This window comes from Amycolatopsis sp. DG1A-15b (genome assembly GCF_030285645.1).
GTDB lineage: Bacteria > Actinomycetota > Actinomycetes > Mycobacteriales > Pseudonocardiaceae > Amycolatopsis.
Genome location: NZ_CP127296.1, coordinates 5783412 through 5805647 on the forward strand (window position 1 = coordinate 5783412; position 22236 = coordinate 5805647).

Below are 22236 nucleotides of genomic sequence, written 5' to 3' on the forward strand. Positions count from 1 at the left end.
CGTCGTCGAGCCCGGCGGCAGTGGGAGCGCTCCCAGACTGGGGACTGTAATCACGTGTGCGCGCCTTTGGCAATCCGCGGAAGGGAGGTGGACGCGGCACCAGCCTTCGTCTATACATACCTGGGCCATCGGGGTAGCGAGGCCGAAAATTTTCGGAAAGTTTCACGACTGTCCGCGCGACTGGAAATGTTAACGCTAACTCCCGGTCGCTTGTCCGGAAAGGGGCGACGATGCCCGCTCGAACCCGTTCACGGATCGTGCACTTGTTCACCGCGGCGGCCGCCGCGGTGTCGCTGTCCGCCGCGGTCCCGGCCGCCGCCGTCGCCGCGCCGGGGAGCCCGGCGGTCACCCCGCCACTGGGCTGGAACAGCTGGAACAGCTTCGGGTGCAACGTCAGCGAATCCACGATCCACCAAGCCGCCGACGCGATGGTCTCCTCCGGCATGCGCGACGCGGGCTACCAGTACGTCGTCGTCGACGACTGCTGGTTCGACCCGCAGCGCGATTCCCAGGGCAACTTGCGCGGCAACGCCTCGAAGTTCCCCAGCGGCATGAAGGCCCTCGGCGACTACATTCACGCCCGCGGCCTGAAGTTCGGCATCTACCAGGTCCCCACCGACCGCACGTGCGCCCAGCGCGGCGGCACCTACCCCGGCTCCACCGGCAGCGCGGGGCACGAAGCGCAGGACGCCCGCACCTTCGCTTCCTGGGGCGTGGACTACCTCAAGTACGACTGGTGCTCCGGCGAGGGCACCCGCGACCAGCAGGTGACGCGGTTCAGCCTCATGCGTGACGCGCTGCGGGCGACCGGCCGGCCCATCGTCTACAGCATCAACCCCAACAGCTACCACGCCACCACCGGCGACAAGTACGACTGGGGCCAGGTCGCCGACCTGTGGCGCACCACCGAAGACCTGCTCGACATCTGGCAGAACGGCAACACCAACAGCTACCCCATGGGCGTCGGCAACGTCCTCGACGTCACCGCCCCGCTGGCCGCCCAGGCCGGCCCCGGGCACTGGAACGACCCCGACATGCTCGTCGTCGGCCGTCCCGGCCTGTCGCTGACCGAATCCCGCGCACACTTCGCCCTCTGGGCCCTGATGGCGGCGCCGCTCATGGCGGGCAACGACATCCGCACCATGTCCGCGGACATCAGCGCCGTCCTGCGCAACCCGCGCCTGCTGGCGGTCGACCAGGACCGCCTCGGCGCCGGTGGCCGCCGGGTCCGCGACGACGGCAACGTCGAGGTCTTCGCCAAGCCGCTGGCCGACGGGTCCGTCGCCGTCGGGCTGCTCAACCGCGGCAGCGGCACGACGACCATCAGCACCACCGCGGCGCAGATCGGGCTCTCCGGCACCTCGTTCACCCTGACCGACCTGTGGACCGGCGGCACCTCGGCGAGCAGCGGCTCGATCAGCGCGAGCGTGCCCGCCCACGGAGCCGCCGCCTACCGCGTCTCCGGCGGCACCCCGCTCGCCGCCACGACGTCGCGGCTGCGAGGTGCGGGCGCCAATCGCTGCCTCGACGTCGACAACGGCTCCACCGCCTCCGGCGCGGGCACGCTGATCTGGGACTGCCAGACGGCCGCCAACCAGCTGTGGACCACCTGGGACAACGGTGAAATCCGCGTCTTCGGCGACAAGTGCCTCGACGGCACGACCAGCGGAGCGCGCGTCTTCAGCCGCTCGTGCACCGGCCAGAGCAACCAGAAGTGGACGCTCGGCTCGGACGGCACGATCCGCAACGTCCAATCAGGACTGTGCCTCGACGTCGAAGGGGCCGCGACCGCCAACGGAACCCACGCGATCCTGTGGACCTGCAACGGCCAGGCGAACCAGCAGTGGAGCCGCGTCTGACCGATTGGCGCCGCGTGCGCTGAGTTCGGCAGCGGTGCCGCACTCAGCGCACGCGTCTTTCGTGGGAAGTCGGCTCCTCGTTGCCCCTGAACCGGAAGCGGCCGAAGACGAAGCCCTCGCGGAACAGGCGCCGACGGGGTGTGGCGGCGGAGCTGTCGGACCGGCTCGGCGCCTTCCCGTTGCCGGCCGGTTTCCGGGTCTCGGCGTGGCGCCGGCCGAGGGGTTCGCGCTGCCATTCCCGGTAAACGAAGGGCCTGCGGAGGGTCTTCTCGAACCAGGCCGCGCACGCGGCCGCCACTTCCTCGGGGCTGCCGGTCACGTCGAGGCCGGACGGCGTCGGCTCGTCCGGGAGCTCGTGCAGGCAGCTGTGCAGCAGGTCACCTTGCGCGCGCCCGTCCCGGTAGTGGACGCCGAACTCGGCCCGCATGACGTTTTCGACGGGGTCGGAGCGCGTCACGACGGCGATCAGGCAGGGGTGCTCGTACTCGTCCCGGGCCGCCCAGCTGGCCGTGTTTTCGAAATCCCACTGCGCGCTCGCCTGCTGGAGTGCGGCGAGGAAGGCCTGCTCGTCCGGCCTGAGCTCGTCGCTGTTCCAGTCGAGGTCGAACCACCGGGGCCACTTCGTCATGGTGCCGAGCCCACCTTCTCACCTGTCCGAGGGACAGGAGGACGGTAACGCAGAGGTGGTAACGGAGCGATAACGGGTTACGCACCGTCCGAACAGCAGGAGAACTTTCGCGTGGAAACACCGTGCCGAGGCCCCATCGACGTCACCCGGGTCAGCGGGTTCGACAGCGGCACCGCCGATCCCGACGACCTCCGCCGCGCCGTTGCGGCGTCACCCGGCTTCACCAGCGCCGCCGGCGAACAGCAGGCGGCGGTGCTGGACATCGTGCTGCGGGTGGGCACCACGCCCGTCCCGGAGCCGGGACGCCGCCGCGGGGTCGTCGGGAGGCTGCTCGGCCGCCGGTGACCCCGCGCGCGGAAAAGCCGCGACCGACGTGTCGGTCGCGGCTTTTGCCTGCGCCGGGTGGGGCCGGCTCACCTTTGCCGGTGGCCGGTCCCACCCGTGCCGGCGTCGGCGCCGGGATCGCTGCGTGCCCGGGACGGGGAACCGGAGTGTGCAGCTCGCTCCCTGTTCCGGGCACGCCGCACCACCTCGGGCGCGGCGCCGGATTCCGCGCCTCGGCCGGCATCCGCACACACAACGGGCGGCCGTGGCGCGGGGACTCAGTGCCCCTGGCTGGTGCCGCCGTCGGCGAGCCCGCTGGAGGCGCAGTTTTCCGGGTTCTCGCCGCTGGCCTCGTGCTCGCCCGGCGACAGGATCGGCACGCCGATGCCGTTGAGCGAGTTCTGGATCGGCACCTGGACGCCGAGCACGTTGATTTCGTTGTCGCACACGCCGAGCGCGGCGTTGACGTTGTGCAGCACGTCGGTGTTGTTCAGGTTGAGCAGGCCGAGCTGGCCGGTGTGACCACCGTGGTGGTGGTCGTGGCCGTCCGGCGTGGCGGCGGCCGCAACGCCACCGGCCAGGAATGCGCCAGCCGCCATCGCAGCGGTGACGAAACCGATCTTCTTCAGCATTTGTTCTCCTTGATCAGTCGGTGCATCGGACAGGACGGCGACAAGGTGTGTGTGCTCCGTCCCGCGTGGGGGAAATGTACTGAGAGAATGGGACGAATTCCACCGCACGCCACCATTGGGTGCCCACCGCGAGCCGCTGACCGGGCAGTGATTGGCCCGATCGGGTCAGCAGGGTTTGTCGCGGGAAAAAAGATTTCCGTTGAAACGAGCGGATTCGCACACTCGTTCATCGCACAACCACTCCAAGAAACGCCGCGGATACGAAGAGGAAGCCGTAGGCTCGGAACCACGGAACGCGTTCCCTCGACCCCGGGAGCGGGTATCCGGCTGGCGAACCGGCGGGGTGTGAACCCCTCAGCCGAGCCCGCAGCCGGGCGACGCACGACCTCGCCGGTTCCCAGCTCCCGTCAGGCCGGTCCGGTCAGCAGGTGACGGCACAACACCGCGCGGACCGCGTTCTCGGTGTCCTCATCGGACAGTCCCCGGCCGGCGTCGCTGCCGGCGGCCACGACGACCGCGGCCACGTCGCGGAGCTTGACATTGCTCAGCTGCGACACGGTGACCAGCACGCCGAACGCCTCCGCGGCGGGGCAGCCCCGCAGCAGCATCACCATGCCCTTGGCCTGCTCGATCACCGGCTGGGACGACAGCGCCTCGCGCAGCTGCGCGTTCTCGGCCGCCGGGTCGACGTCACCGGCCACGGTCGTCCTCCCCTGCTCTTCTACGCACAGCGGAAAGCCGCCGCGCGGAAAACTGCATCCGCGCGACGGCTTCTTCCCACCGGGTCGGTCAGTGGCCCTGGGCCGTCCCGCCGTCCGCGATGCTGCCGCTGGCGCAGTTCGACGGCGTCGAGCCTTCGGCTTCGTGCGCCCCCGGCGACAGGATCGGGACGTCGATGCCCTCGGCGACATCGTGCAGCGGAACCTGCACCCCGAGCACGTTGACGTTGTCGTCGCAGACGCCGCCGACCACGTTCACGTTGTGCAGCGCGTCCAGGCTCTGCACGTTGGCCAGGCCGAACTGCTCGCTGTGGTCGACCGGGTGGCCCGAGACGGTGACATCGGTCGCGGAGGCCGAGCCGCCGAACGCGGCCAACCCGGCGGCCAGTGCGGTCGCGACGAATCCGAGCTGCTTGATCACGAGAAAGAACTCCTCAACTGCCCGCCCCGGCACGGGGCGGTACTTCACGGCGCAACCCGTCGCTGCGCCATTCCGGAAAACCATTCATTCCGCCGAAGCGGAAACTCACTCGCCCTGGCTGGTGCCGCCGTCGGCGAGCCCGCCGGAGGCGCAGTTGTACGGCGACTCGCCACTCGCCTCGCTCGCACCCGGCGACAGGATCGGCACGCCGATGCCGTTGAGCGAGTCGTGGATCGGCACCTGGACACCGAGCACGTTGATGTCGTTGCCGCAGAGCCCGAGGGTGCCGTTGACGTTGTGCAGCGCGTCGGTGTTGTTCAGGTTCACCAGGCCGACCTGACCGGTGTGGTCGTAGCCGTAGCCGCCGTGGTGGTGGCCGTGCTCTTCGTCCGGCGTCCCGGCGGCCGCGATCCCACCGGTGACGAAAGCCCCGGCCGCCATGGCGGCGGCGACGAAGCCGATTTTCTTCAGCATGGATTCTCCTCAATAAGACAATTGCCGAGGCGGCATTCAAGGCATTGTTCCGCCTCGGTGGGAAAAACGTACTGATGGCCCGCCGGGCGTTCCAGCCGATTCACCGATCGTGTGGGGTGAGCGAACCCCTGACCGGGGTTCGTATAGCCCGAACGGGTGGCCCCTGGCGGCGGGCCGCCAGGTCGTCCGAAGACGACGCGGGTGATCACCGAGCCATTACTACGCAACGTGTTCTTCGAGCGAGACACCACGATGCGTCACGCTTTGGAGTTGCTCAACGCGGCCATATCGATGTCGGAGCGTGACGAATTCCCGAACCCCATCCTTCGAAAGTGAAGCCACTTCCGCGTTCCTACGCTTTGCCGGGTCACCCGGTACGCGGGGCGGGACATGAGGAGTGGTTCGTGGTGGATTACGCGGTGCTCGTGGCGTCCGCGGTGCTCTACGCGGTGGGGATCGTCGCGCAGAGCGTCGCCGCCCGGCGGGCCGGAAACCGGCCGGGCACGGGACTGGGCCTGCTGGCCCGGCTCGCCGCCGATCGCCTGTACCTGCTGGGTTTCGCCGGTCAGCTGGGCGGTTTCGCGCTCGCGTTCTTCGCGCGCGCGTCCCTGCCGCTGTACCTGGTCCAGGCCGCGTCGTCGTCGGCCATCGGGCTGGCGACGGCGTTCGGGGTCTTCGTCCTCGGGTGGCGGATCCGCACCGGGGAAGCGATGACGCTGGTGCTGCTGGCTTCCGGACTGGTCGTGCTGGCCGGGGCGTCGTCGGCCTCGGTCGCCACCGACCTCCCGGCCGCCGGGGTCGCCGCACTGGCGGTCGTGGTGCTCGGCACCGGGCTGGCGATGATCCCGGCGGGCCGGGCGGGGACGTTCCTGCCGGCCGCGGTCCTGTCCGGGGTCGCGTTCGCCGTCGTGGCGGTCGCCAGCCGGACCCTCGCGCACCTCGATCTCCTTGCCCTGCCGGGAAATCCGCTGACCTGGCTGATGCTGGCGGCCGCGGTGCTCGGCCAGGCATCGATGGCGGCCGCCCTGCAGCGCGGGCCGGCGGCGGCGGTCGTGGCCACCGCCGACGCGACCACGATCGTGCTGGCGTCGGTCACCGGCATCGCCGTCCTCGGCGACCACGTCGTCGCCGGACAGGGGGCGTGGGTCGCCACCGGCCTCGCCGTGGTCGTGTGCGGTGTCCTGCTGCTCGGCGTGCAGTCCCGCGCCGGCGCCCCCGCCCTCGCGGGGGAAGCGGCGTGACCCCGCGGCCGCTCGCGAGCGTCTCGATCGACCTCGACAACCTGTGGGCCTATCTCAAGACCCACGGTGATCCCGGCTGGCGCGACCGGCCCAGTTTCCTGCCGTCCGCGGTGCCGCGGCTGCTGGAGATCCTCGGCGAACAGGGCCTGACGACGACGGTCTTCGTCGTGGGCGCCGACGTCGTCCGCGAAGACGGTGCCAAGGCGGTCGCCGAGATCGCCGCGGCCGGGCACGAGGTGGCCAACCACTCCTTCGGCCACGAGCCCTGGCTGCACCGCTACTCCCGCGAGCGGCTCGAGGACGAGCTGAGCCGGACCGAAGCCGCGATCACCGCCGCGGGCGCGCCCCGGCCGAGCGGGTTCCGCGGCCCCGGCTACAGCGTCACGCGGGATCTGGTCGAGCTGCTCGCCGAACGCGGCTACGCCTACGACGCCAGCACGCTGCCGACGTGGATCGGCCCGCTGGCCCGCGCGTACCACAACCGCACGGCGAAGACTTCGGAAGAAGGGACCGGCGAGCTGTTCGGCGGGGTCTCCCGGGTGCTGGCCCCGGTGCACGCCCACCGCTGGCAGACGTGCGCGGGCAGCGCGCTGGTCGAGCTCCCGGTGACGACGATGCCGCTGCTGCGCACGCCGATCCACGGTGCGTACCTCCTGCAGCTGCACGCGATCTCGCCGCGGCTGGCCCGGGCGTACTTCCGGACGGCGTTGCGGCTGTGCCTCGTCCGCGGCGTGTCTCCTTCGCTGCTGCTGCACCCCACCGACGTCCTCGGCGCCGCCGACGCTCCCGGGATGGAGTTCTTCCCCGGGATGGCGGCACCGGGTGCGCGGAAGGTGGCCTGGCTCGGCTGGGTGCTTTCCGCGCTGCGGGAGCACTTCGACGTCGTCGGCACCGGGGAGTACGTCAGCCGGACGGTCGTGCGGCGCACCCGGCCGGTGACCAGATTGGACGCCAGAAGGTGACTATGGTCGCGGTCGTCAGGCCTGCTCAACGCGAGACTTTCGAGACGACGCTGCTTCGGGTCCTCGCGTGCGCGACCGTCGCACTGGCGCCGGTCGAGGGTTACCTGACGGCCGTGCAGAGCCAGCTCGGCAAGGTCGCGCCCGCCTTGCTGACCGTGGTCTGGCTCGCCGTGCGGATCCGCCACCGGCAGCCGCCAAGGCCGACCCCGCTGCACGCCGTCCTCGCGCTGCTCGCCGTCGTGCTGGCGGCGACCGCGTCCGTGCACGCGGCGGGCCCGTTCACCGCGGAGTACACCGTGCGCTGGCTGCCGTTCCTGGTGGTCACCGCGGTGCTCGCGGACGTCGCGAGCCGGGAGGTGCCGATCCGGTGGCTGCTGCTCGCGGCGGCCGCGGGCGCGACCGCCGCCGGCGCGGGTGCCCTCTACAGCCTGGTCGCCGAGGGCGAAGCGCGGGCGAGCGGGCCGCAGCCGGATCCGAACGACCTGGCCTACTTCCTCGTCGCGGCGGTGCCCCTGCTCGCGGCGCTGCACCGCCGGGGCCGGGGCGCCGTCCTGACGGCCGCGGGCATCGTCCTGGTGGCCGGCGCGACGGCGACGTTCTCCCGCGGCGGCGCGCTCGGGCTGACCGCCGCGGTCGGCTGGCTGCTGCTGCGCCGGGTGCTGCCGTGGCAGGTGCTCGCCGCCGCGGCCGTGGCGGTCGCCGGGCTGGGGCTGGGCGCGTGGGCGTTCGCCGGGCCGCAGCTGGACCGGGCCCTGCAGGAGAAGAGCTTCATCGCGGCGTCCAATGTGGACACGCGGGAACTGCGCTGGCAGGCGGCGGCGCGGATGCTGACCGCTCATCCGGTGCTCGGCGTCGGTCCCGGCGGGTTCCGCGAGCACTACGCCGCCGAGTCGCACAACGCCGAGGTCGACGAGCAGACCCCGGTGGCGCACGACATGTACCTCGAGGTCGCCGCGGAACTCGGCCTGCCCGGGTTCGCGCTGTTCGCCGGGGTGGTCGTCACCGCCGCGGTGGCGAGCGAGCGGACGGTCCGCCGAGCGGGCCCCGGCGCGCGGCGGACGGAGGCGGTCGCGATCCAGGCGTCGCTGCTGGCCGTCCTGGTGACTTCGACGTTCCTGTCCGAGCAGTACTACCTGCCGCTGTGGTCGCTGGCCGCGCTCGCCGTCGCGGCCGAAACCCGGGTCCGACGAGAAGGAGAGGGAAGCGCCGATGCGGGTGCTGCACGTGATCAGTGAGATGGGGGCGGGCGGGGCGGAGACGCTCGTGGCCGGCATGGTGGCCCGCGGCGAGGAGTACGGCTGGGTGTCCGCCGTCGCCAGCGGCGGGGGCTTCCGCGCCGACGCGCTGGCCGCGGGCGGCACGCCGACGTTCCCCGTGCCGCTCGCCCGCCGCAGCAAGGCGGGCGTGCTGAAGGCGGCCTGGGCCACCCGCCGCGCGATCGCGCGGTTCCGGCCCGACGTCGTGCTGGCCCACAACGTCGGCGCGAGCCTGGTGGCCCGCCTCGCGCTCGTCCCCGGGCGGCGGCCGATCACCGTCTTCCACGGCGTCGCCGAACCGGACTACGCCGCGGCGGCGCGGATCCTGCGCCGCACCTCCGGCCAGGTCGTCGCGGTCTCCGCCGCCACCGCGGACCGGCTGGAGGCGTCGGGACTGGAGCGTCCGGTGGTGATCCGCAACGCGGTGTTCCCGAGGCCGCCGGTGTTCGGCCGCGCGGAGATCCGCGCGTCCCTCGGTGTCCCGGAGCGGACGCCGGTCGCGCTCTGCGTGGCCCGGCTGGAACCGCAGAAGCGCCACGACGTGCTGCTCGACGCCTGGGCCGCGGTCGGCGGCGACGCCGTGCTGTGGCTGGCCGGCGACGGCAGCCTGCGTCCGGAACTGGAGCGGCGCGCGCAGGAGCTGGGCCGCCGGGTCGAGTTCCTCGGCACCCGCGCGGACGTGCCGGACCTGCTCGCCGCGGCCGACGTCACGGTGCTGACCAGCGACTGGGAAGGCCTGCCGCTGGCGGTGCTGGAGTCGATGGCGGCCGGCCGGCCGGTGGTCGCGACGGACGTCGGCGGGATCGCCGGGGTGCTGGCCGGTGGCGGCGGGATCGTGGTGCCGCCGGCGGATCCGGCCGCGACGGCCGCGGCGCTGAGCACCCTGCTGTTCGACTCGGCGGCGCGGGAAACCACGGCGCTCGAAGGAATCCGGGCCGTCGAACGCGACTACGACCCGCACACGCTCATGAAGTCCTACGACGAGTTGCTCCGAGGTGCCCGATGAAGTACCGCAGTGTTGTCTCGAGCGTCGCCGTGGCGCTGCTGGTGGGTGCGCTCGTGCTGATCGTGGGCCTGACGCGCGGCGCGGAGTACCAGGGCCGGGTGAGCCTGCTCGCCGGCCCCGCCGCGGCGGACGGTGCTCCTTACGGCGAGGTCGTGTCGCTGGCGTTGCCGGCGCTGGTCGAGCTGGCCCGCAGCCCGTCGGTGCTTTCGGCCGCGGCCCCGGTGTCCGGGTACCGCCCCGACGAGCTCGCGGAGCACGTGTCGGTCGAGCTGGTCCCGGCATCGGGCCTGGCGCGGCTGTCGGTGCGAGCGGCGTCGCCGGAGCAGGCGGGCGCGACGGCGCTGGCGCTGGGCAAGGCGATGATCGACGCGGATCTCCTCGCACCGGCCGGGAAGCTGCGGACGCTGGACGCGCGGCCGGAGGTGCTGACGGTGGCACCGGACGTACCGCTGGTGGGCGGGCTGGCCCTGGTCGGCGCGGTCGCCGCCGGGCTGGCGACGGCCGCCCTGCGCCGGTTGACCCCGCTCGGGGCCGGCCCCGGCCCGGTGCGCCGGGCACTGGCGGCGGCGGGAGTGCACCGCCCGGTGACGGTCCTGCAGGAGGCGGACCCATCGGCGGCGGACCGGCTGGCGGTGCTCTGCCGCGCGGCCGGACGGCCGGTCCGCGTGCTGCCGGCGACACCCGAGCTGACCGAGACGGCGGCCAAGCTGGCGGCCGGATTGCCGGAGGAGCCCGGAGAGGGCGCCTCGGTGGTGGCCGTGACGGCGGCGGGCCGCAACCAGGCGGACCTGACCGCGACGGTGGCAGTGCTGCCGGCGGATGCGGTGCTGGTGGCGGTGGTGCAGGCATGAGTTCGCGGCCACACCCGGTTCCCGGCGCGGTACCCACGCCGGGCCGAACACGTCCCGCCCCCCTTACGACGGTGGTGCAGGCATGACCTCACGACCACACCCGATTCCCGGCACGGTACCCACGCCGAGCCGAACACGTCCCGCCCCCCTTACGACGGTGGTGCAGGCATGACCTCACGGCCACACCCGATTCCCGGCGCGCTGCCCACGCCCAGCGAAACACGTCCCGCCCCCCTCGCGGCGGTGGTGCAGGCATGACCTCACGGCAAGACACCGCCACTGCCCCCACCTCCCCCGGGCGCCACCGGCGCCTCGGTCGCGACGGTGCCTCGCAAGACACCGTCACCGACCGGCGACCGGCCCTCAGCCGCGGCGCCCGCATGTCCCGGAGGCAGCGTCTCGTCCTCCTCCTCGCGACCCTCGCCGGCGGCCTGAGCACCTGGCACGCCGTCTCCCCTTCGTGGCGAGTCCCGCTGCCCACCCCCGCCGTCCTCGGCGAAGAACGGCTGCAGGACTTCCGCGATGCCCTCTACTTCCCCATCCGCGAGTTCCTCGCCGGCGGCAACCCCTACGACCCCGCCGCGATGTTCGCGCACTGGCCGGTGCGCCAGGACTTCAACCTCTACCAGCCCTACCACCTCCTCCTGCACGCTCCGTTCGCGCTGCCCGGCTACCGCGTCGGCGCCGTCGCGTTCACCTTCTTCTCGCTGCTGCTGCTCATCGCGCTCGCCGCGGTGGCCGCGCACGCCGTCCGGCGGTACGTTCCGGTGCCGTTCGCCGTCACCACCGCCGTCGTCGCCGCGCTGCTCGTGACCAGCCAGGTCGGGAAGGCCCAGCTCTTCGTCGGCCAGGTCAACCCGCTGATCTCGCTCGGCGCGGCCGGTGCCGTGCTCGCCCGGCGCGACCGGCCCGGGTGGGCGGCCGTCGCCCTCGCGCTCGCCTGGCTCAAGCCCCAGTACGGCTTCCCGCTGGCCGTCCTGCTGTTCGCCCGCGGCTCGCGGCGGGTCGCCTTGCTCGGCACCGCCATCGCCGCGGCCGCCAGCCTGCCCGTCGTCGTGCTCCTCGTGGTGCGGGGCGGCGGCATCGGGCCGTTCCTCGACGTCGTCGTCGCGAACCTCGACCACGCCCGCGGTACCGACTACGGCGCCGTGGATTCCGTGACCGCACAACGCATCGACGTCGCCGCGGTGCTGTTCCGGGTCACCGGCTGGGCGCCCTCCGGCGGCGAGCTGGTGGTGCTGGCCGGCGTGCTCGTCGCGAGCGCGCTGCTCATCCGGAAGGCGAAAGAGCCCGTCGCCGACCTGCTGACCCTCCTCGCGGTGGTGGTCTGCGTGGTGCACCAGCCCGGTGACGTGCTGATCGCCGTCCCCGCGATGGCCGCGGTGGCCACGCTGTGGTGGCACCACCGCGGCGAACGGGGCTGGGGCGCGGCAGGCTTGGCCGTCCTCGCGCTCGCCGTCCCCTTCGCCCATTTGTACACAGTGGACAGTCTGGTGGTCTCGGTGCTCGGGTCGCGGACGGCGGTCACCGTGGACGGGGTCGCGGTGGTCCTCGCGTGGGGCCTCGCCGTGGTCGCCGCAAGCCGGGTGCGGGCACCGTGACGGCCGCGCTCGGGACCCGCGCGGTCCGCGGCTCGCTGTGGCTGGGCGTGGTCAACCTCGTCAGCAAGAGCAGCCAGATGCTGGTCACGCTGGTGCTGGCCGCCCTGCTCACCGAGGGCCAGCTCGGCGCCGTGGCGCTCGCGGTGGCGCTGGTGAACCTCGGCCAGGTCGTCCAGTCGATCGGGGTCTACGACGTCATCGGGCGCACCGAGCGCGACGCGCGCCGGACGGCGGGGACGGTCCTGACGCTGAGCGTCGGCGCCGGGATCGTCCTGGCCGTCGCGCTGGTGGCCGCGGCCGGCCCGCTCACGGCGTTGCTCGGCACGCCGGACGCCGCCGGGCTGGTCCGGCTGGCCGCACTCGGCCTGCCGTTCTCGGCGGCGGGCGGGGTGCAGATGGGTTTGATGCACCGGGAGCTCGACTTCCGGCGACGGCTGCTGCCCGACGGCGGGAGCGCCGTGCTGGGCGCGGTGCTGACCGTCGTGCTCGCCGCGTGCGGTGTCGGGCCGCTGTCGCTGGTGCTCGGCCTGCTGGCCACGGCGGTGACGCAACCGCTGCTCGGCGCGCTGGCCCGCGGCGGGGTACGGCCGTGCTGGGACGCCGCGGCGGCGCGCGAAGTGCTGGGCTGGGTGGCCGTGGTGGGGCCGGCCGCGGTCGTCGGCGCGCTGCTGGTCAACCTCGACTACTTCGCGGTCGGGCACGGGCTCGGGGCGGACGCGGTCGGCGTCTACTCGCTGGCGTACCGGCTCGCCTGGGTGCCCTACATCATGGTGGCGGTCGTCCTCGGCGCGGTCGCGTTCCCGGTGTTCACGCGGTTGCGGCGCAAGGGGGCGCCCCTCGCCGGGGCGGTCACCCGGTTCACCCGCGCGGTGCTGGTGGTGACCGGCGGCTTGTACCTGGCGCTCGCGGTCCTCGCCGGCCACGTCGTGCTGCTGGGCGAGCGGTGGGCGGGCGCGGCCGGCCCCCTGGTGCTGCTGTCCGGCTACGGCGTGGGGATCTGCCTGCTGCAGATCTGGTACCAGGCGGTGAAGGCGACCGGGCACGTCCGGCGTTATCTGGCGCTCGAGACGACGCACCTGGTGCTGCTCGCGGTAGGGCTGGCGGTGCTGACCCACGCGGGGATCGGAGCGGTGGCCTCCGTCCAGTGTGCAGCGGCCTGGCTGGTGGTACCGGTGGCGTGGCGGGTGCTGGCGGGGCTCGGCGTGGCGCCTTCGGTGGCGGAGCTGGGCGGGATGTTCGCCCGCGTCACGCTCGCTTGCGTGGCGGGCGCCGTGCCGGCGGTGGTCCTGGGCCGGCGGTTCGGGGACTCGCTGCCGGGAGTGGTGGCCGAAGCCGCGGTTCTCGTCGCCGGGTACGCCGGGGCGACCCTGCTGCTGCAGCGGAGTGCGCTCGCCGAACTGCGCCGGGGAGGCCTGCGGTGAAGCTCGCGCACGTCTCCCAGCCGGTCACCGCGGGTGTCGCCGTGGTCGTCCTGGAACTCGCCGTGGCGCAGCGGGACCGCGGCTGGTCCGTCACGATCGTCTGCCCACCGTCCGGCTGGCTCGCCGGACGCGCCCGCGAACTCGGCATCGAAGTCCGCGGCTGGGCCGCGCGCCGCGCGCCGGGTCCCGGCTCGGTCGCCGAGGCGCTGCGGCTGCGGCGGCTCCTGGCCGACCTCGACCCCGACGTCGTCCACCTGCACAGCTCCAAAGCGGGCCTCGCCGGCCGGCTGGCCGTCCGCGGCGGCCGCCCGACGGTGTTCCAACCGCACCTGTGGTCCTTCGAGACGGCCGGCGGCCCCCTGCGCCGCGCGTCCGCCGCGTGGGAACGCCTCGCGTCGCGGTGGACCGACCTCGTCGTCTGCGTGAGCGACGACGAACTGGCCGCCGGCCGGGCCGCCGGGGTGACCGCCGAGGCGGAAGTCGTCTGCAACGGCGTCGACACCACCCGGTTCGTCCCCGGCGACCGGACCGCGGCACGACGGCGGCTCGGGCTGCCCGAACACGCGCCGATCGCCGTCTGCCTCGGCCGGCTCGCCGAGCTCAAGGGCCAGGACCAGCTGCTGTCGGCCTGGCCCGCGGTGCTGCGGCGGCTGCCGGACGCGCAGCTCGTCTTCGCCGGCGACGGGCCGATGGGCCCGGTGTGGCGCGAGCGGCACCCGGTGGCGGGGCACGCGTCCGTGCGCTGGCCGGGGCACACCGACGAGCCGGCGGCCTGGTACACCGCCGCGGACGTCGTCGTCCTCCCCTCACGCGCCGAGGGCATGGCGCTGGTGCCGCTGGAAGCGATGGCGTGCGCGCGGCCGGTCGTCGCGTTCGACGTCGGCGGGATGCGCCAGAGCGTCGCGGACGCGGGCGCGGTGCTGCCGCCCGGCGACGTCGGCCGGCTCGCCGACGCCGTCGCCGCGCGCCTCGCCGACCCCGGGCTGGCCCGGCGCGAAGGCGAACGCGGCCGCCGCCGCGCCGAACTGTCCTTCGACCGGGGGCGGATGACCGACCAGATCGCCGCCCTCGTCGACAAACTCACCCCACCGGAGCGCCTCTCGTGACCCGCATCGCCTACCTGCTCACCCAGGACCGCGGCGGTCCGGTGGACGTCACCGTCCGGCTGGCCGCGACGCTCGCCGCCGACGGCCACGACGTCCGCGTCTTCGGTCCCGTGCCGGCGCGGGGCGCTTCGCTGCTCGGCGGCCACCACGAGGAACTCGCGGTGGCCGACAAGGAAGACCTCGCGGCGGCGGGCCGGGCGCGGGCGGCGCTGCGGGCGTGGCGGCCCGACGTCGTGCACGCGCAGGACCGGCGCGCGGGGCTGGTGATCGCGGGGCTGCGGTTCGCCCGCGGGGCCCGGCCGGCGCTGGTCCAGACCTACCACGGCGTGCCCGACGACGTCGCGGAGCCGTGGTTCCGGGGCGAGCGCGGGGCGGCCGGGCCGTCGGCGTACACGCGGACGGTGCTGGCCGGAGACGCCGTCGTCGCCCGCGTCCTGGACCGGACGATCGTACCGGCCGAAGCGATGGGAGCCTTCCTGCGCCGTCGCCTGCGGGTGCCCGCCGGGCGGCTGGCGCACGTCGACAACTGCGTGTCCCCGGCCGAACCGGACCCACCGCGGGGGCCGGTGCGCCACCTCGTCTTCGCCGGGCTTCTGGTGGAGCGCAAGGGCGTGCTCGACCTGCTGGCGGCGTTGAGCGTGCCCGGCGTGCTGCCCCCTGACGCGCGGCTGACGGTGGTCGGCGACGGCCCGGAACGCGCGGCGGCGGAGCGGGCCGCGCGGCAGCCGCCACTGGCGGGGCGCGTGACGTTCCTCGGCTTCCGGCCGGACGTCCCCGCCCTGCTCGCCGGCGCGGACGCGCTGGTTCTGCCGTCCACAATGGAGCAGCAGCCGCTGGTGGTGGCCGAAGCGATGGCCGCGGGCAAGCCGGTCCTGGCCACGGCCACCGGCGGCGTCCCGGCCATGCTCGACGTCCCCGGCGCCCCGGCGTTCCTGGCCCCACCGGGCGACGTCCCGGCACTGGCCTCGCGGCTACGCGCCCTGTTCGCGGAGCCGGACCCGGGCCGCCTGGGCCGGCTCCTCGCCGAACGCGCCCACACCCGCTACCACCCGGAGGCCTGCGCCCGCCGGCACCTGGACCTCTACGACCGGCTGACGACATCGTGTCGTCCCGCCAATCACGCGTGATGGCCCTTCAATCACGCGAGATGACCCTTCGCTCACCGGGCTCCGCGTGCTCCGAGCCCGAACTCGCGTGATCCCGGACGGAACTCACGTGATTGAAGGCGGAACTCGCGTGATTGAGGGGTCGACTCGCGTGATTGGGGGGTCGACACGAGTTTGGTCACCTTGCCCAGAGCAAACCGATCCGGAACTCGTCGCGGGTGATCCGCCAGGTGCCGCGTTTCACGAGTTGCTGCGGGTCGACCAGGACGACCGCATCCGCGGCCTGCAGGGTGAGCGAGGGCGGGGGCGGGGGCGACGTCGGAGCCGAGGTGGGTGGCGAGGTCGGGGTGGGGGTGGTGGTTCGCGTCGGGGTCGGGGCGGGGGCGGGGGCGCCGGGGGTGACCAGGCCCTCCGGGGGCTCCACCGTCTGGGTGGACGCCGTCGTGTTGACCGCGACCCAGCCGTGGGTGAACGTCCGGGTCCAGACGCCGTTGGCCAGCCGGCTCGCCGCGTCGATCGCCTCGCCCAGCCCGGAATCCTGCAACGTCGACCACTCCGGGGCGCGGTAGTCGTCGGTGGTCGCGCGGGTCCAGCACGTGCGGGGGCCGGCGAGCAGGGCCGCGCTCGCGTAGCCGGAACGCTCCTCGCGCGCGTTGTGCGTCCGCGTCACCAGCAGCAGCAGGGACTCGCCGAGGGCGGCCTGGGCGCGCAGCTCCTGGAACTCGTTGCCGCGGAAGGTCAGCAGGCCGCCGGTGCCGCCGTTCTCGCGGAACCCGAAGTTCTCCTCCATCGCGCCGCCGAAGCGGGAGTGCGCGGTCCAGCGGCCCGGCACCAGGTGCGTCTCGGACACGTTGGGCACCAGGAGCTTCTGCACGTTCGTGAGGGCGTCACCGGCCTTGGACAGGAACGCGTCGAGGCCGTCGCGGAGCTTGCGGTCGGTCTCCGCGACGTTCGCCGTGCCCGCGAGCACCGCGGACGAATAGTGGCTCAGTGAGTTGAAGTCGTTGTCCGCGAGCACCCCGTCCCAGCCCTCGCGGGCCACCTCCGCCACGACGGCGTCGGTCCAGGCCTGCTGGTAGTCCGGGCTCCACACCGTCATCTGCCAGTGCCGCGGGTACCCCTGCCACTCGATCCGCCGCCCGTTGACGTCCTGGGCGAACCACTCCGGGTGGTGCTCCTGGGCGGCGACGTAGCCGATGCCGCTCGGCAGGAAGACCGCGTCCTGGCCGCCGTCGACCGCGCCCGGGTAGTTGCGCGTGCTCGACAGGTCCTTGTACACCAGCACCTTCACCCGGGGGTTGAGCTGGTGCAGGCGGCGCATGGCCGCCCCCTGGTCGGCGTTGAGCACCACGACCTGGTAGCGCTTGGCCGCCTGCTCGATCTCCGGCGACGTCGGCGGCCGGCCGATCCCGTACCACCACGCGCAGGGCGCGAGCGGCTTCGGCGGCGGTGCCGCGATCTCCTGCGCCGAACTGGCGACGCAGCCGGCCAGGCAGCCGGCCAGCAGCACGAACGCCGCCGTCCAGCACGCCACCGGGTGGTGGCGCATCAGCGTTGCCTTCGGCACAGCAGTTCTCCCACCGTGAGGATGATGATCTTGACGTCGAGCCACAACGACCAGTTCGCGATGTAGTAGTTGTCGTAGCGCGCCCGGTCCGCGATCGAGGTGTCGCCGCGCAGGCCGTGCACCTGCGCCAGGCCGGTCAGCCCGGTCGGCACCCGGTGCCGGGCCCAGTACAGGTCGTGGACGGCGGAGAACTCGTGCACGAACACCGGCCGCTCCGGCCGCGGGCCGACCAGCGACATTTCCCCGCGCACGACGTTCCACAGCTGCGGCAGTTCGTCCAAAGAGGACCGGCGCAGGAAGCGGCCGACCGGGCCGACCCGGTGGTCGCCCACGACCGACCAGCGGGTCTGCGAATCGTCGACGGCGGCCTGCCGCACGCTGCGCAGCTTGTAGAGCACGAACGTGCCGCCGTCCATCCCGACGCGCACCTGCCGGAAGAAGACCGGGAACCCGCTCTCCACCGCGACCGCGAGCGCGCAGACCGCGATGACCGGGGCGAGGACGACGAGCGTGGCCGCGGCCAGCGTCGTTTCGACGACGCGCTTGACCCACCAGCTCGGCCGCCGGGTCGGCGCGCCGCCCAGCCACACCAGCGGGTAGCTGCGGAGCCGGTCGACGCCCGGCCCGTCCGGGCAGAGCTCGAACAGGTGCGGCAGCACCAGGGTGACGCACCCGAGGCGGTGGGCGGTGATGGCGGCGTCGACGATCGCGCCGTCGCGGTCGTCGGCGGGGGCGAGGATCACCGTGCCCGCGCGCAGCCGCGCGATGGCCCCGGTGAGGTCGCCGTCGATCCGTTCGACCGGCAGGCCGGCGGGCACCGGTTCCGGGCCGGACGCCGCGACGCCGACCGGCAGCAGCCCGAACTCGGGGTGCTCCAGCATGGTGCGGACCAGCTCGCCGCCGATCCGGCCGGACCCCACCACGACGGCCCGGTCGCAGCGGCGCAGCCGACGGCGGCCCCACCGGCCGAACGCGAAGACCGCGGGCCGGACCGCTTCGCTGAGCACGGCGAAGCAGAGGACCACCTCCTGCATCCGCGCCGTCTCGTCGCCGTCCATCCCGGCCACCAGCCCGAAGCCGGTGACGAGCGCGAACGCCAGCGCGGTGGCGGTGACCGAGCGCGGCAGGTCCTGCAGCCAGGAGAGCCAGAGGCGGCGGCGGTGGACGCGGGCGGCCACCCGGGCCCCCGCGAGGGCCGCGGCGGTCACCGCGGCGCACACCGGGCCGGGCCCGGTCCGCAGCACCGCGGTCAGCCAGGCGTCGCCGTCGACGGCGACGAGCAGCACGGCCACGGCGTTGACCCTGGCGAGCAGCGGACGGGCGCGGACGGCGTCCCGCGGCCGGTCGCCCGGCCGGACCCGCCGCTGCGCCGGCACCGCTTCGGTGACGACCGTGTCCCTGAGTTCAGTCACCGGTCTCGACCTCTACTTGACATGAGGGTTCCATTCTCGCTTTCTTCACGACTCAGCCATTCGAGGCAACACCGGCACGATCGAGTGAATTTTTCCGCAAACGTCGGGAAATACACTCGATCGGGGCGTCCAGCAGACCCGATCCGGTGATTTCCGGAAACACCACGTAGTTCTGATGACGCGCATCCTTCCGAGGGATTTCCGGGGCCACTAAAGAAACCACACAACATAGCCGAATAGGACTGGACGGCCGCACCAAACCCGAGTCCGGACGGGTGACGGGCCAAAACGAAGACAAACCAGACGAGGGGAACCGTGGCGCGCGAAGAAACCACCCTGGCCACACTGTCCGAACCGGACCGCACTGGAGCGGATCCCACCGGGGGACGGACCGGCGGACGGGCGCACGTCGTGCTGCCCGCGTTCAACGAAGAAGCGTCCCTGCCGCCGCTGCTGCGCCGGCTCGCCGACGTGGCCCGCACCGAGCAGGTCACCGTCTGGGTCGTCGACGACGGTTCCGCCGACGCCACGGTCGCCGTGGCCGGGGCGGGCTACGGCGGGCTCGACGTCCGCGTCGTGCGGCACCTGGTGAACCTCGGGCTCGGCCGCGCGGTGCAGTCGGGGCTGCGGGCGGCGCTGGAGGAAGCCGGTCCCGACGACGTCGTCGTCGTGATGGACGCCGACGACACGCACGACCCGGCGCTGATCCGCGCGCTGCAGGCGGAGATCACCGCCGGCGCGGACGTCGCCATCTGCTCCCGGTTCGTCCCGGGCGGCGACGACCGGACCGCCCCGTTCGGGCGGCGGCTGCTGTCCCGCGGCGCGGCGCAGCTGTTCCACCGCACCCTCGACGTCGACGGCGTCCGGGACTTCACCAGCGGCTACCGCGCCTACCGGGCGTCGCTGCTGGCCCGCGCCTCCGCCCACTGGGGCGAGCGGCTCATCGAGGAGCAGGGCTTCGCCTGCATGGTGGAGCTGCTGCTCAAGCTGCGCCACTGCCGCCCGGTGATCACCGAGGTCCCGCTGGCCCTGCGGTACGACCGCAAGCAGGGACCCAGCAAGCTGAAGCTGCGGCGGACCGTCGTGCAATACCTGAAACTGCTCGCGCGCGACCGGCTGAGCCCGGCGCCCTACCGGAAGCTGTGACCCGGTGACCCCTCCCGACTCGCACGTCGCCGTGATCGGCGGCGGCATCTGCGGCCTCGCCGCCGCCCACCGCCTCGCCCGCCGCGGCACCCGCGTGACCCTGCTCGAAAGCAGCGATCAGCTCGGCGGCCTCGGCACCTTCTTCGCCCACGGCGACCAGTGGGTCGAGCGCTTCTACCACTGCATCATGCCTTCCGACGCGAGCCTGCTGGCGCTGCTGGGCGAGCTGGGCCTGCGGGACGCCGTGCGGTGGCGCGAAACGACGATGGGCATGGTCGTCGACGGCCGCCGCCACCCGTTCAACTCCCCGCTCGACCTGCTCCGCTTCTCCCCGCTGCGCCTGCACGACCGCGTGCGCTTCGGCGTGGTTTCGCTGCTGCTGCGCCGGTTGGGGCGGGGCCGCGACCTCGACACGCTGCGCACCGAGGACTGGCTGCGCGGGCTCTACGGCGACGTCGTCTGGGAGCGGCTCTTCGCGCCGATGTTCGGCTCGAAGTTCGGACCGTCCTTCGGGGACGTTCCGGCGTTGTACCTGTGGCAGCGGCTCGGCCGCGAGCGCAACGTCGCCACCCGTGGCTACCCGGACGGCGGGTACAAGACGATCATCGACGCGCTGCGGGCGTCGATCGAGCGGGCCGGCGGAGTGGTGCGCACCTCGGCGCCCGTCCGGCGGCTGCACAGCACCGGCGGCCGTTCGGTCCTCACGCTGACCGGCGGTGAGGTCCTGGACGCCGATCACGTGATCTCGACCGTGCCGCTGCCCCTGCTGCGGCGCATCGCCGACGAAGCGCTCGCCGCCCGGCTGCCCACGACCGACCTGCCCTACCAGGGCGTGGTCACCGGCGTGTTCTTCCTCCGGCAGCCGGTCACCGAGCACTACTGGACGCCGGTGCTGCACTCGGGCACGGAGTTCGACGGGGTCGTCGCGATGTCCGCGCTCGCCGGCCCTCACGACGGTCGCCACCTCGTGTACGTCATGCACTACACCGACCGCGATTCGCAGCTGTACCTCGACGACGACACCGCGATCGCCGCCCGCTGGTCCGCGCAGCTGCGCGGCCTGTACCCGGAGCTCGGCGCCGACGGCATCGAGGAGGTGCGGGTGTTCAAGGCGCCCTTCGTGGAACCGGTGTACCCGCTGGGGTACCTGGCCCGGCGCCCCCCGGTGACCGTGGACGGCACCGGCCTCCTGCTGGCCACCACCGCCCACGTCTACCCGGACGTGACGAGCTGGAACTCGAGCGTCGCCTTGGCGAACGACGTGGTCGCGGCGCTGGCGGGTCAGCCCGCGGTCACCGAACCGGCCCGCTGATCGAGCAACGCGCCCAGCGCCGTCACGATCCGGGCGGAGGCGGACCCGTCGCCGTACGGTGACGGGAGGTGGCGGAGGCGCTCGCGGTGGCCGGCCACGTCGTCGAGCCACCGCGCCACCTCCGTACCGATCGCCGGGCCGGGGAGCACCCGCGTGCCGAACGTTCCGGCGATCTCGGGGCGCTCCGTGCTGCGCCGGACCACGACCACCGGTCGCTTGAGGACACTCGCTTCCTCTTGGATGCCACCGGAATCCGAGACGAGCACCGCCGCTTCCGCGGCCAGCGCGAGGAACGCCGGATAGGCCTGGGGTTCCAGCTCGACGAGCGGGCCGAGCAGGTGCCGCAGGCCGAACCGCTCGACGCTCTTGGCCGTGCGCGGGTGCAGCGGGAACACGACCGGCAGCGGCAGGCGGCCCAGCTCGCGCAGGATCGTCCCCAGCCGCCCGGCGTCGTCGACGTTCTCCGGGCGGTGGATCGTGGCCAGCACGAACCGGTCGCGCTCCAGCCCGCGCGCCGCCAGCACCGCCCGCCGGTCCTCGGTGACCGGGAGCGCGGCCTGCAGCGCTTCGACGACGGTGTTGCCGGTGACGGTGATCCGTTCGTCCGGGACGTTTTCCGCCAGCAGGTGGGCGCGGTTGAGCTCGGTCGGCGCGCAGCACAGGTCGGCGAGGTGGTCGATCAGCACGCGGTTGTGCTCCTCGGGCATCGCCCGGTCGTGGCTGCGCAGCCCGGCTTCGACGTGCACCAGCGGCAGATCGTGCGCGTTGGCCGCCAGCGCACCGGCGAGCGCCGACGTCGTGTCGCCCTGGACGACCACCGCCCGCCCGGGCCGGTCCGCCAGTACCTCGTCGACCGCGCTGACCGTCCGGCCGAGCTGGCCGCCGCGGCGGCCGGCGCCCACGCCGAGTTCGTGGAACCGGTCGGACGGCGGCAGGTCCGCGCGGATGCGCGAGTACAGCGAGCGGTCGTAGTGCTGTCCCGTGTAGACGACGGCGCACTCGCCGCCGAACACCCGCATCAGCGGGGCGAGCTTGATCAGTTCCGGCCGCGTGCCGCAGACCAGCGTGATTCCCCCGGTTCCGATGGGCTGCGCCGCCGGGGAACTCCCGGTGGCTTCACGGAAATCTGCGGTGGTCGTCGACATGCGGTGCGATCCTTTCGGGCGGTGAGTTCGCCGCACGCTACTCACCG

The 22236-nt window shown here is 73.3% G+C and carries 21 protein-coding genes; 13 read left to right on the forward strand and 8 right to left on the reverse strand.

Annotated features, from left to right (window positions below):
- Positions 1-230: 230 nt before the first annotated feature.
- On the forward strand, positions 231-1859 hold the full coding sequence (locus tag QRY02_RS26380; protein WP_285985534.1) for a glycoside hydrolase family 27 protein: 1629 nt from the start codon (positions 231-233) through the stop codon (positions 1857-1859).
- A 43-nt stretch (positions 1860-1902) separates the two neighbouring features.
- Here the strand turns inward: QRY02_RS26380 and QRY02_RS26385 are convergent, their stop codons facing one another.
- Positions 1903-2487, reverse strand: a complete 585-nt coding sequence (locus tag QRY02_RS26385; protein WP_285985535.1) for a hypothetical protein — start codon at positions 2485-2487, stop codon at positions 1903-1905.
- 111 nt (positions 2488-2598) lie between these two features.
- Here QRY02_RS26385 and QRY02_RS26390 point away from each other — a divergent pair, with 111 nt between their 5' ends.
- A complete protein-coding gene (locus QRY02_RS26390) occupies positions 2599-2832 on the forward strand; it encodes a hypothetical protein (RefSeq protein ID WP_285985536.1) in 234 nt (77 codons plus the stop codon).
- A 257-nt stretch (positions 2833-3089) separates the two neighbouring features.
- Here QRY02_RS26390 and QRY02_RS26395 read toward each other — a convergent pair whose 3' ends face one another.
- From QRY02_RS26395 to QRY02_RS26410, 4 genes are all read right to left on the reverse strand, one after another.
- Complete coding sequence (locus QRY02_RS26395) at positions 3090-3443, reverse strand: hypothetical protein (protein ID WP_285985537.1); 354 nt, start codon at positions 3441-3443, stop codon at positions 3090-3092.
- A gap of 407 nt (positions 3444-3850) precedes the next feature.
- On the reverse strand, positions 3851-4144 hold the full coding sequence (locus tag QRY02_RS26400) for an ANTAR domain-containing protein (RefSeq protein WP_285985538.1): 294 nt from the start codon (positions 4142-4144) through the stop codon (positions 3851-3853).
- A gap of 88 nt (positions 4145-4232) precedes the next feature.
- Entirely contained in the window at positions 4233-4583 is a 351-nt protein-coding gene (locus QRY02_RS26405; RefSeq protein ID WP_285985539.1) for a hypothetical protein, read from the reverse strand.
- 105 nt (positions 4584-4688) lie between these two features.
- A complete protein-coding gene (locus QRY02_RS26410; RefSeq protein ID WP_285985540.1) occupies positions 4689-5057 on the reverse strand; it encodes a hypothetical protein in 369 nt (122 codons plus the stop codon).
- A gap of 404 nt (positions 5058-5461) precedes the next feature.
- On the opposite strand from QRY02_RS26410, the gene QRY02_RS26415 reads away from it, so the two are divergent.
- The 9 genes from QRY02_RS26415 (at position 5462) to QRY02_RS26455 (ending at position 15628) form a co-directional block, all read left to right on the forward strand.
- Positions 5462-6298 carry a DMT family protein gene (locus QRY02_RS26415; RefSeq protein WP_285985541.1) on the forward strand — a complete coding sequence of 279 codons (837 nt, stop codon included), beginning with the start codon at positions 5462-5464 and terminating at the stop codon, positions 6296-6298.
- Positions 6295-7260: a polysaccharide deacetylase family protein gene (locus QRY02_RS26420; RefSeq protein WP_285985542.1), complete on the forward strand. Its 966-nt coding sequence runs from the start codon at positions 6295-6297 to the stop codon at positions 7258-7260. The genes QRY02_RS26415 and QRY02_RS26420 overlap by 4 nt, the downstream gene beginning before the upstream one ends.
- A gap of 2 nt (positions 7261-7262) precedes the next feature.
- Positions 7263-8495, forward strand: coding sequence for an O-antigen ligase family protein (locus tag QRY02_RS26425; protein WP_285985543.1), 1233 nt, complete (start codon positions 7263-7265; stop codon positions 8493-8495).
- Positions 8470-9522 (forward strand): glycosyltransferase, encoded by a 1053-nt coding sequence (locus tag QRY02_RS26430; RefSeq protein WP_285985544.1) that lies wholly within the window; start codon positions 8470-8472, stop codon positions 9520-9522. The genes QRY02_RS26425 and QRY02_RS26430 overlap by 26 nt, the downstream gene beginning before the upstream one ends.
- Positions 9519-10373, forward strand: coding sequence for a YveK family protein (locus QRY02_RS26435; RefSeq protein ID WP_285985545.1), 855 nt, complete (start codon positions 9519-9521; stop codon positions 10371-10373). Before QRY02_RS26430 ends, QRY02_RS26435 begins: the two co-directional genes overlap by 4 nt.
- A gap of 380 nt (positions 10374-10753) precedes the next feature.
- Positions 10754-11974 carry a glycosyltransferase 87 family protein gene (locus QRY02_RS26440; protein WP_285985546.1) on the forward strand — a complete coding sequence of 407 codons (1221 nt, stop codon included), beginning with the start codon at positions 10754-10756 and terminating at the stop codon, positions 11972-11974.
- Positions 11971-13395 carry an oligosaccharide flippase family protein gene (locus QRY02_RS26445; protein WP_285985547.1) on the forward strand — a complete coding sequence of 475 codons (1425 nt, stop codon included), beginning with the start codon at positions 11971-11973 and terminating at the stop codon, positions 13393-13395. The genes QRY02_RS26440 and QRY02_RS26445 overlap by 4 nt, the downstream gene beginning before the upstream one ends.
- Positions 13392-14501: a glycosyltransferase gene (locus tag QRY02_RS26450; protein WP_285985548.1), complete on the forward strand. Its 1110-nt coding sequence runs from the start codon at positions 13392-13394 to the stop codon at positions 14499-14501. Before QRY02_RS26445 ends, QRY02_RS26450 begins: the two co-directional genes overlap by 4 nt.
- Positions 14498-15628 (forward strand): glycosyltransferase family 4 protein, encoded by a 1131-nt coding sequence (locus QRY02_RS26455; RefSeq protein WP_285985549.1) that lies wholly within the window; start codon positions 14498-14500, stop codon positions 15626-15628. Before QRY02_RS26450 ends, QRY02_RS26455 begins: the two co-directional genes overlap by 4 nt.
- A gap of 157 nt (positions 15629-15785) precedes the next feature.
- Here the strand turns inward: QRY02_RS26455 and QRY02_RS26460 are convergent, their stop codons facing one another.
- Both QRY02_RS26460 and QRY02_RS26465 read right to left on the reverse strand, forming a co-directional pair.
- Positions 15786-17174: a putative glycoside hydrolase family 15 protein gene (locus QRY02_RS26460; RefSeq protein ID WP_285985550.1), complete on the reverse strand. Its 1389-nt coding sequence runs from the start codon at positions 17172-17174 to the stop codon at positions 15786-15788.
- On the reverse strand, positions 17156-18586 hold the full coding sequence (locus QRY02_RS26465) for an exopolysaccharide biosynthesis polyprenyl glycosylphosphotransferase (RefSeq protein WP_285985551.1): 1431 nt from the start codon (positions 18584-18586) through the stop codon (positions 17156-17158). The genes QRY02_RS26460 and QRY02_RS26465 overlap by 19 nt, the downstream gene beginning before the upstream one ends.
- A 315-nt stretch (positions 18587-18901) precedes the next feature.
- On the opposite strand from QRY02_RS26465, the gene QRY02_RS26470 reads away from it, so the two are divergent.
- Both QRY02_RS26470 and QRY02_RS26475 read left to right on the forward strand, forming a co-directional pair.
- A complete protein-coding gene (locus QRY02_RS26470; RefSeq protein WP_285985552.1) occupies positions 18902-19732 on the forward strand; it encodes a glycosyltransferase in 831 nt (276 codons plus the stop codon).
- A gap of 4 nt (positions 19733-19736) precedes the next feature.
- Positions 19737-21044, forward strand: coding sequence for an NAD(P)/FAD-dependent oxidoreductase (locus QRY02_RS26475; RefSeq protein ID WP_285985553.1), 1308 nt, complete (start codon positions 19737-19739; stop codon positions 21042-21044).
- Here QRY02_RS26475 and wecB read toward each other — a convergent pair.
- Positions 21014-22189 (reverse strand): non-hydrolyzing UDP-N-acetylglucosamine 2-epimerase, encoded by a 1176-nt coding sequence (gene wecB, locus QRY02_RS26480; RefSeq protein WP_285985554.1) that lies wholly within the window; start codon positions 22187-22189, stop codon positions 21014-21016. The two genes, QRY02_RS26475 and wecB, sit on opposite strands and share 31 nt — an antisense overlap.
- Positions 22190-22236: the final 47 nt, after the last annotated feature.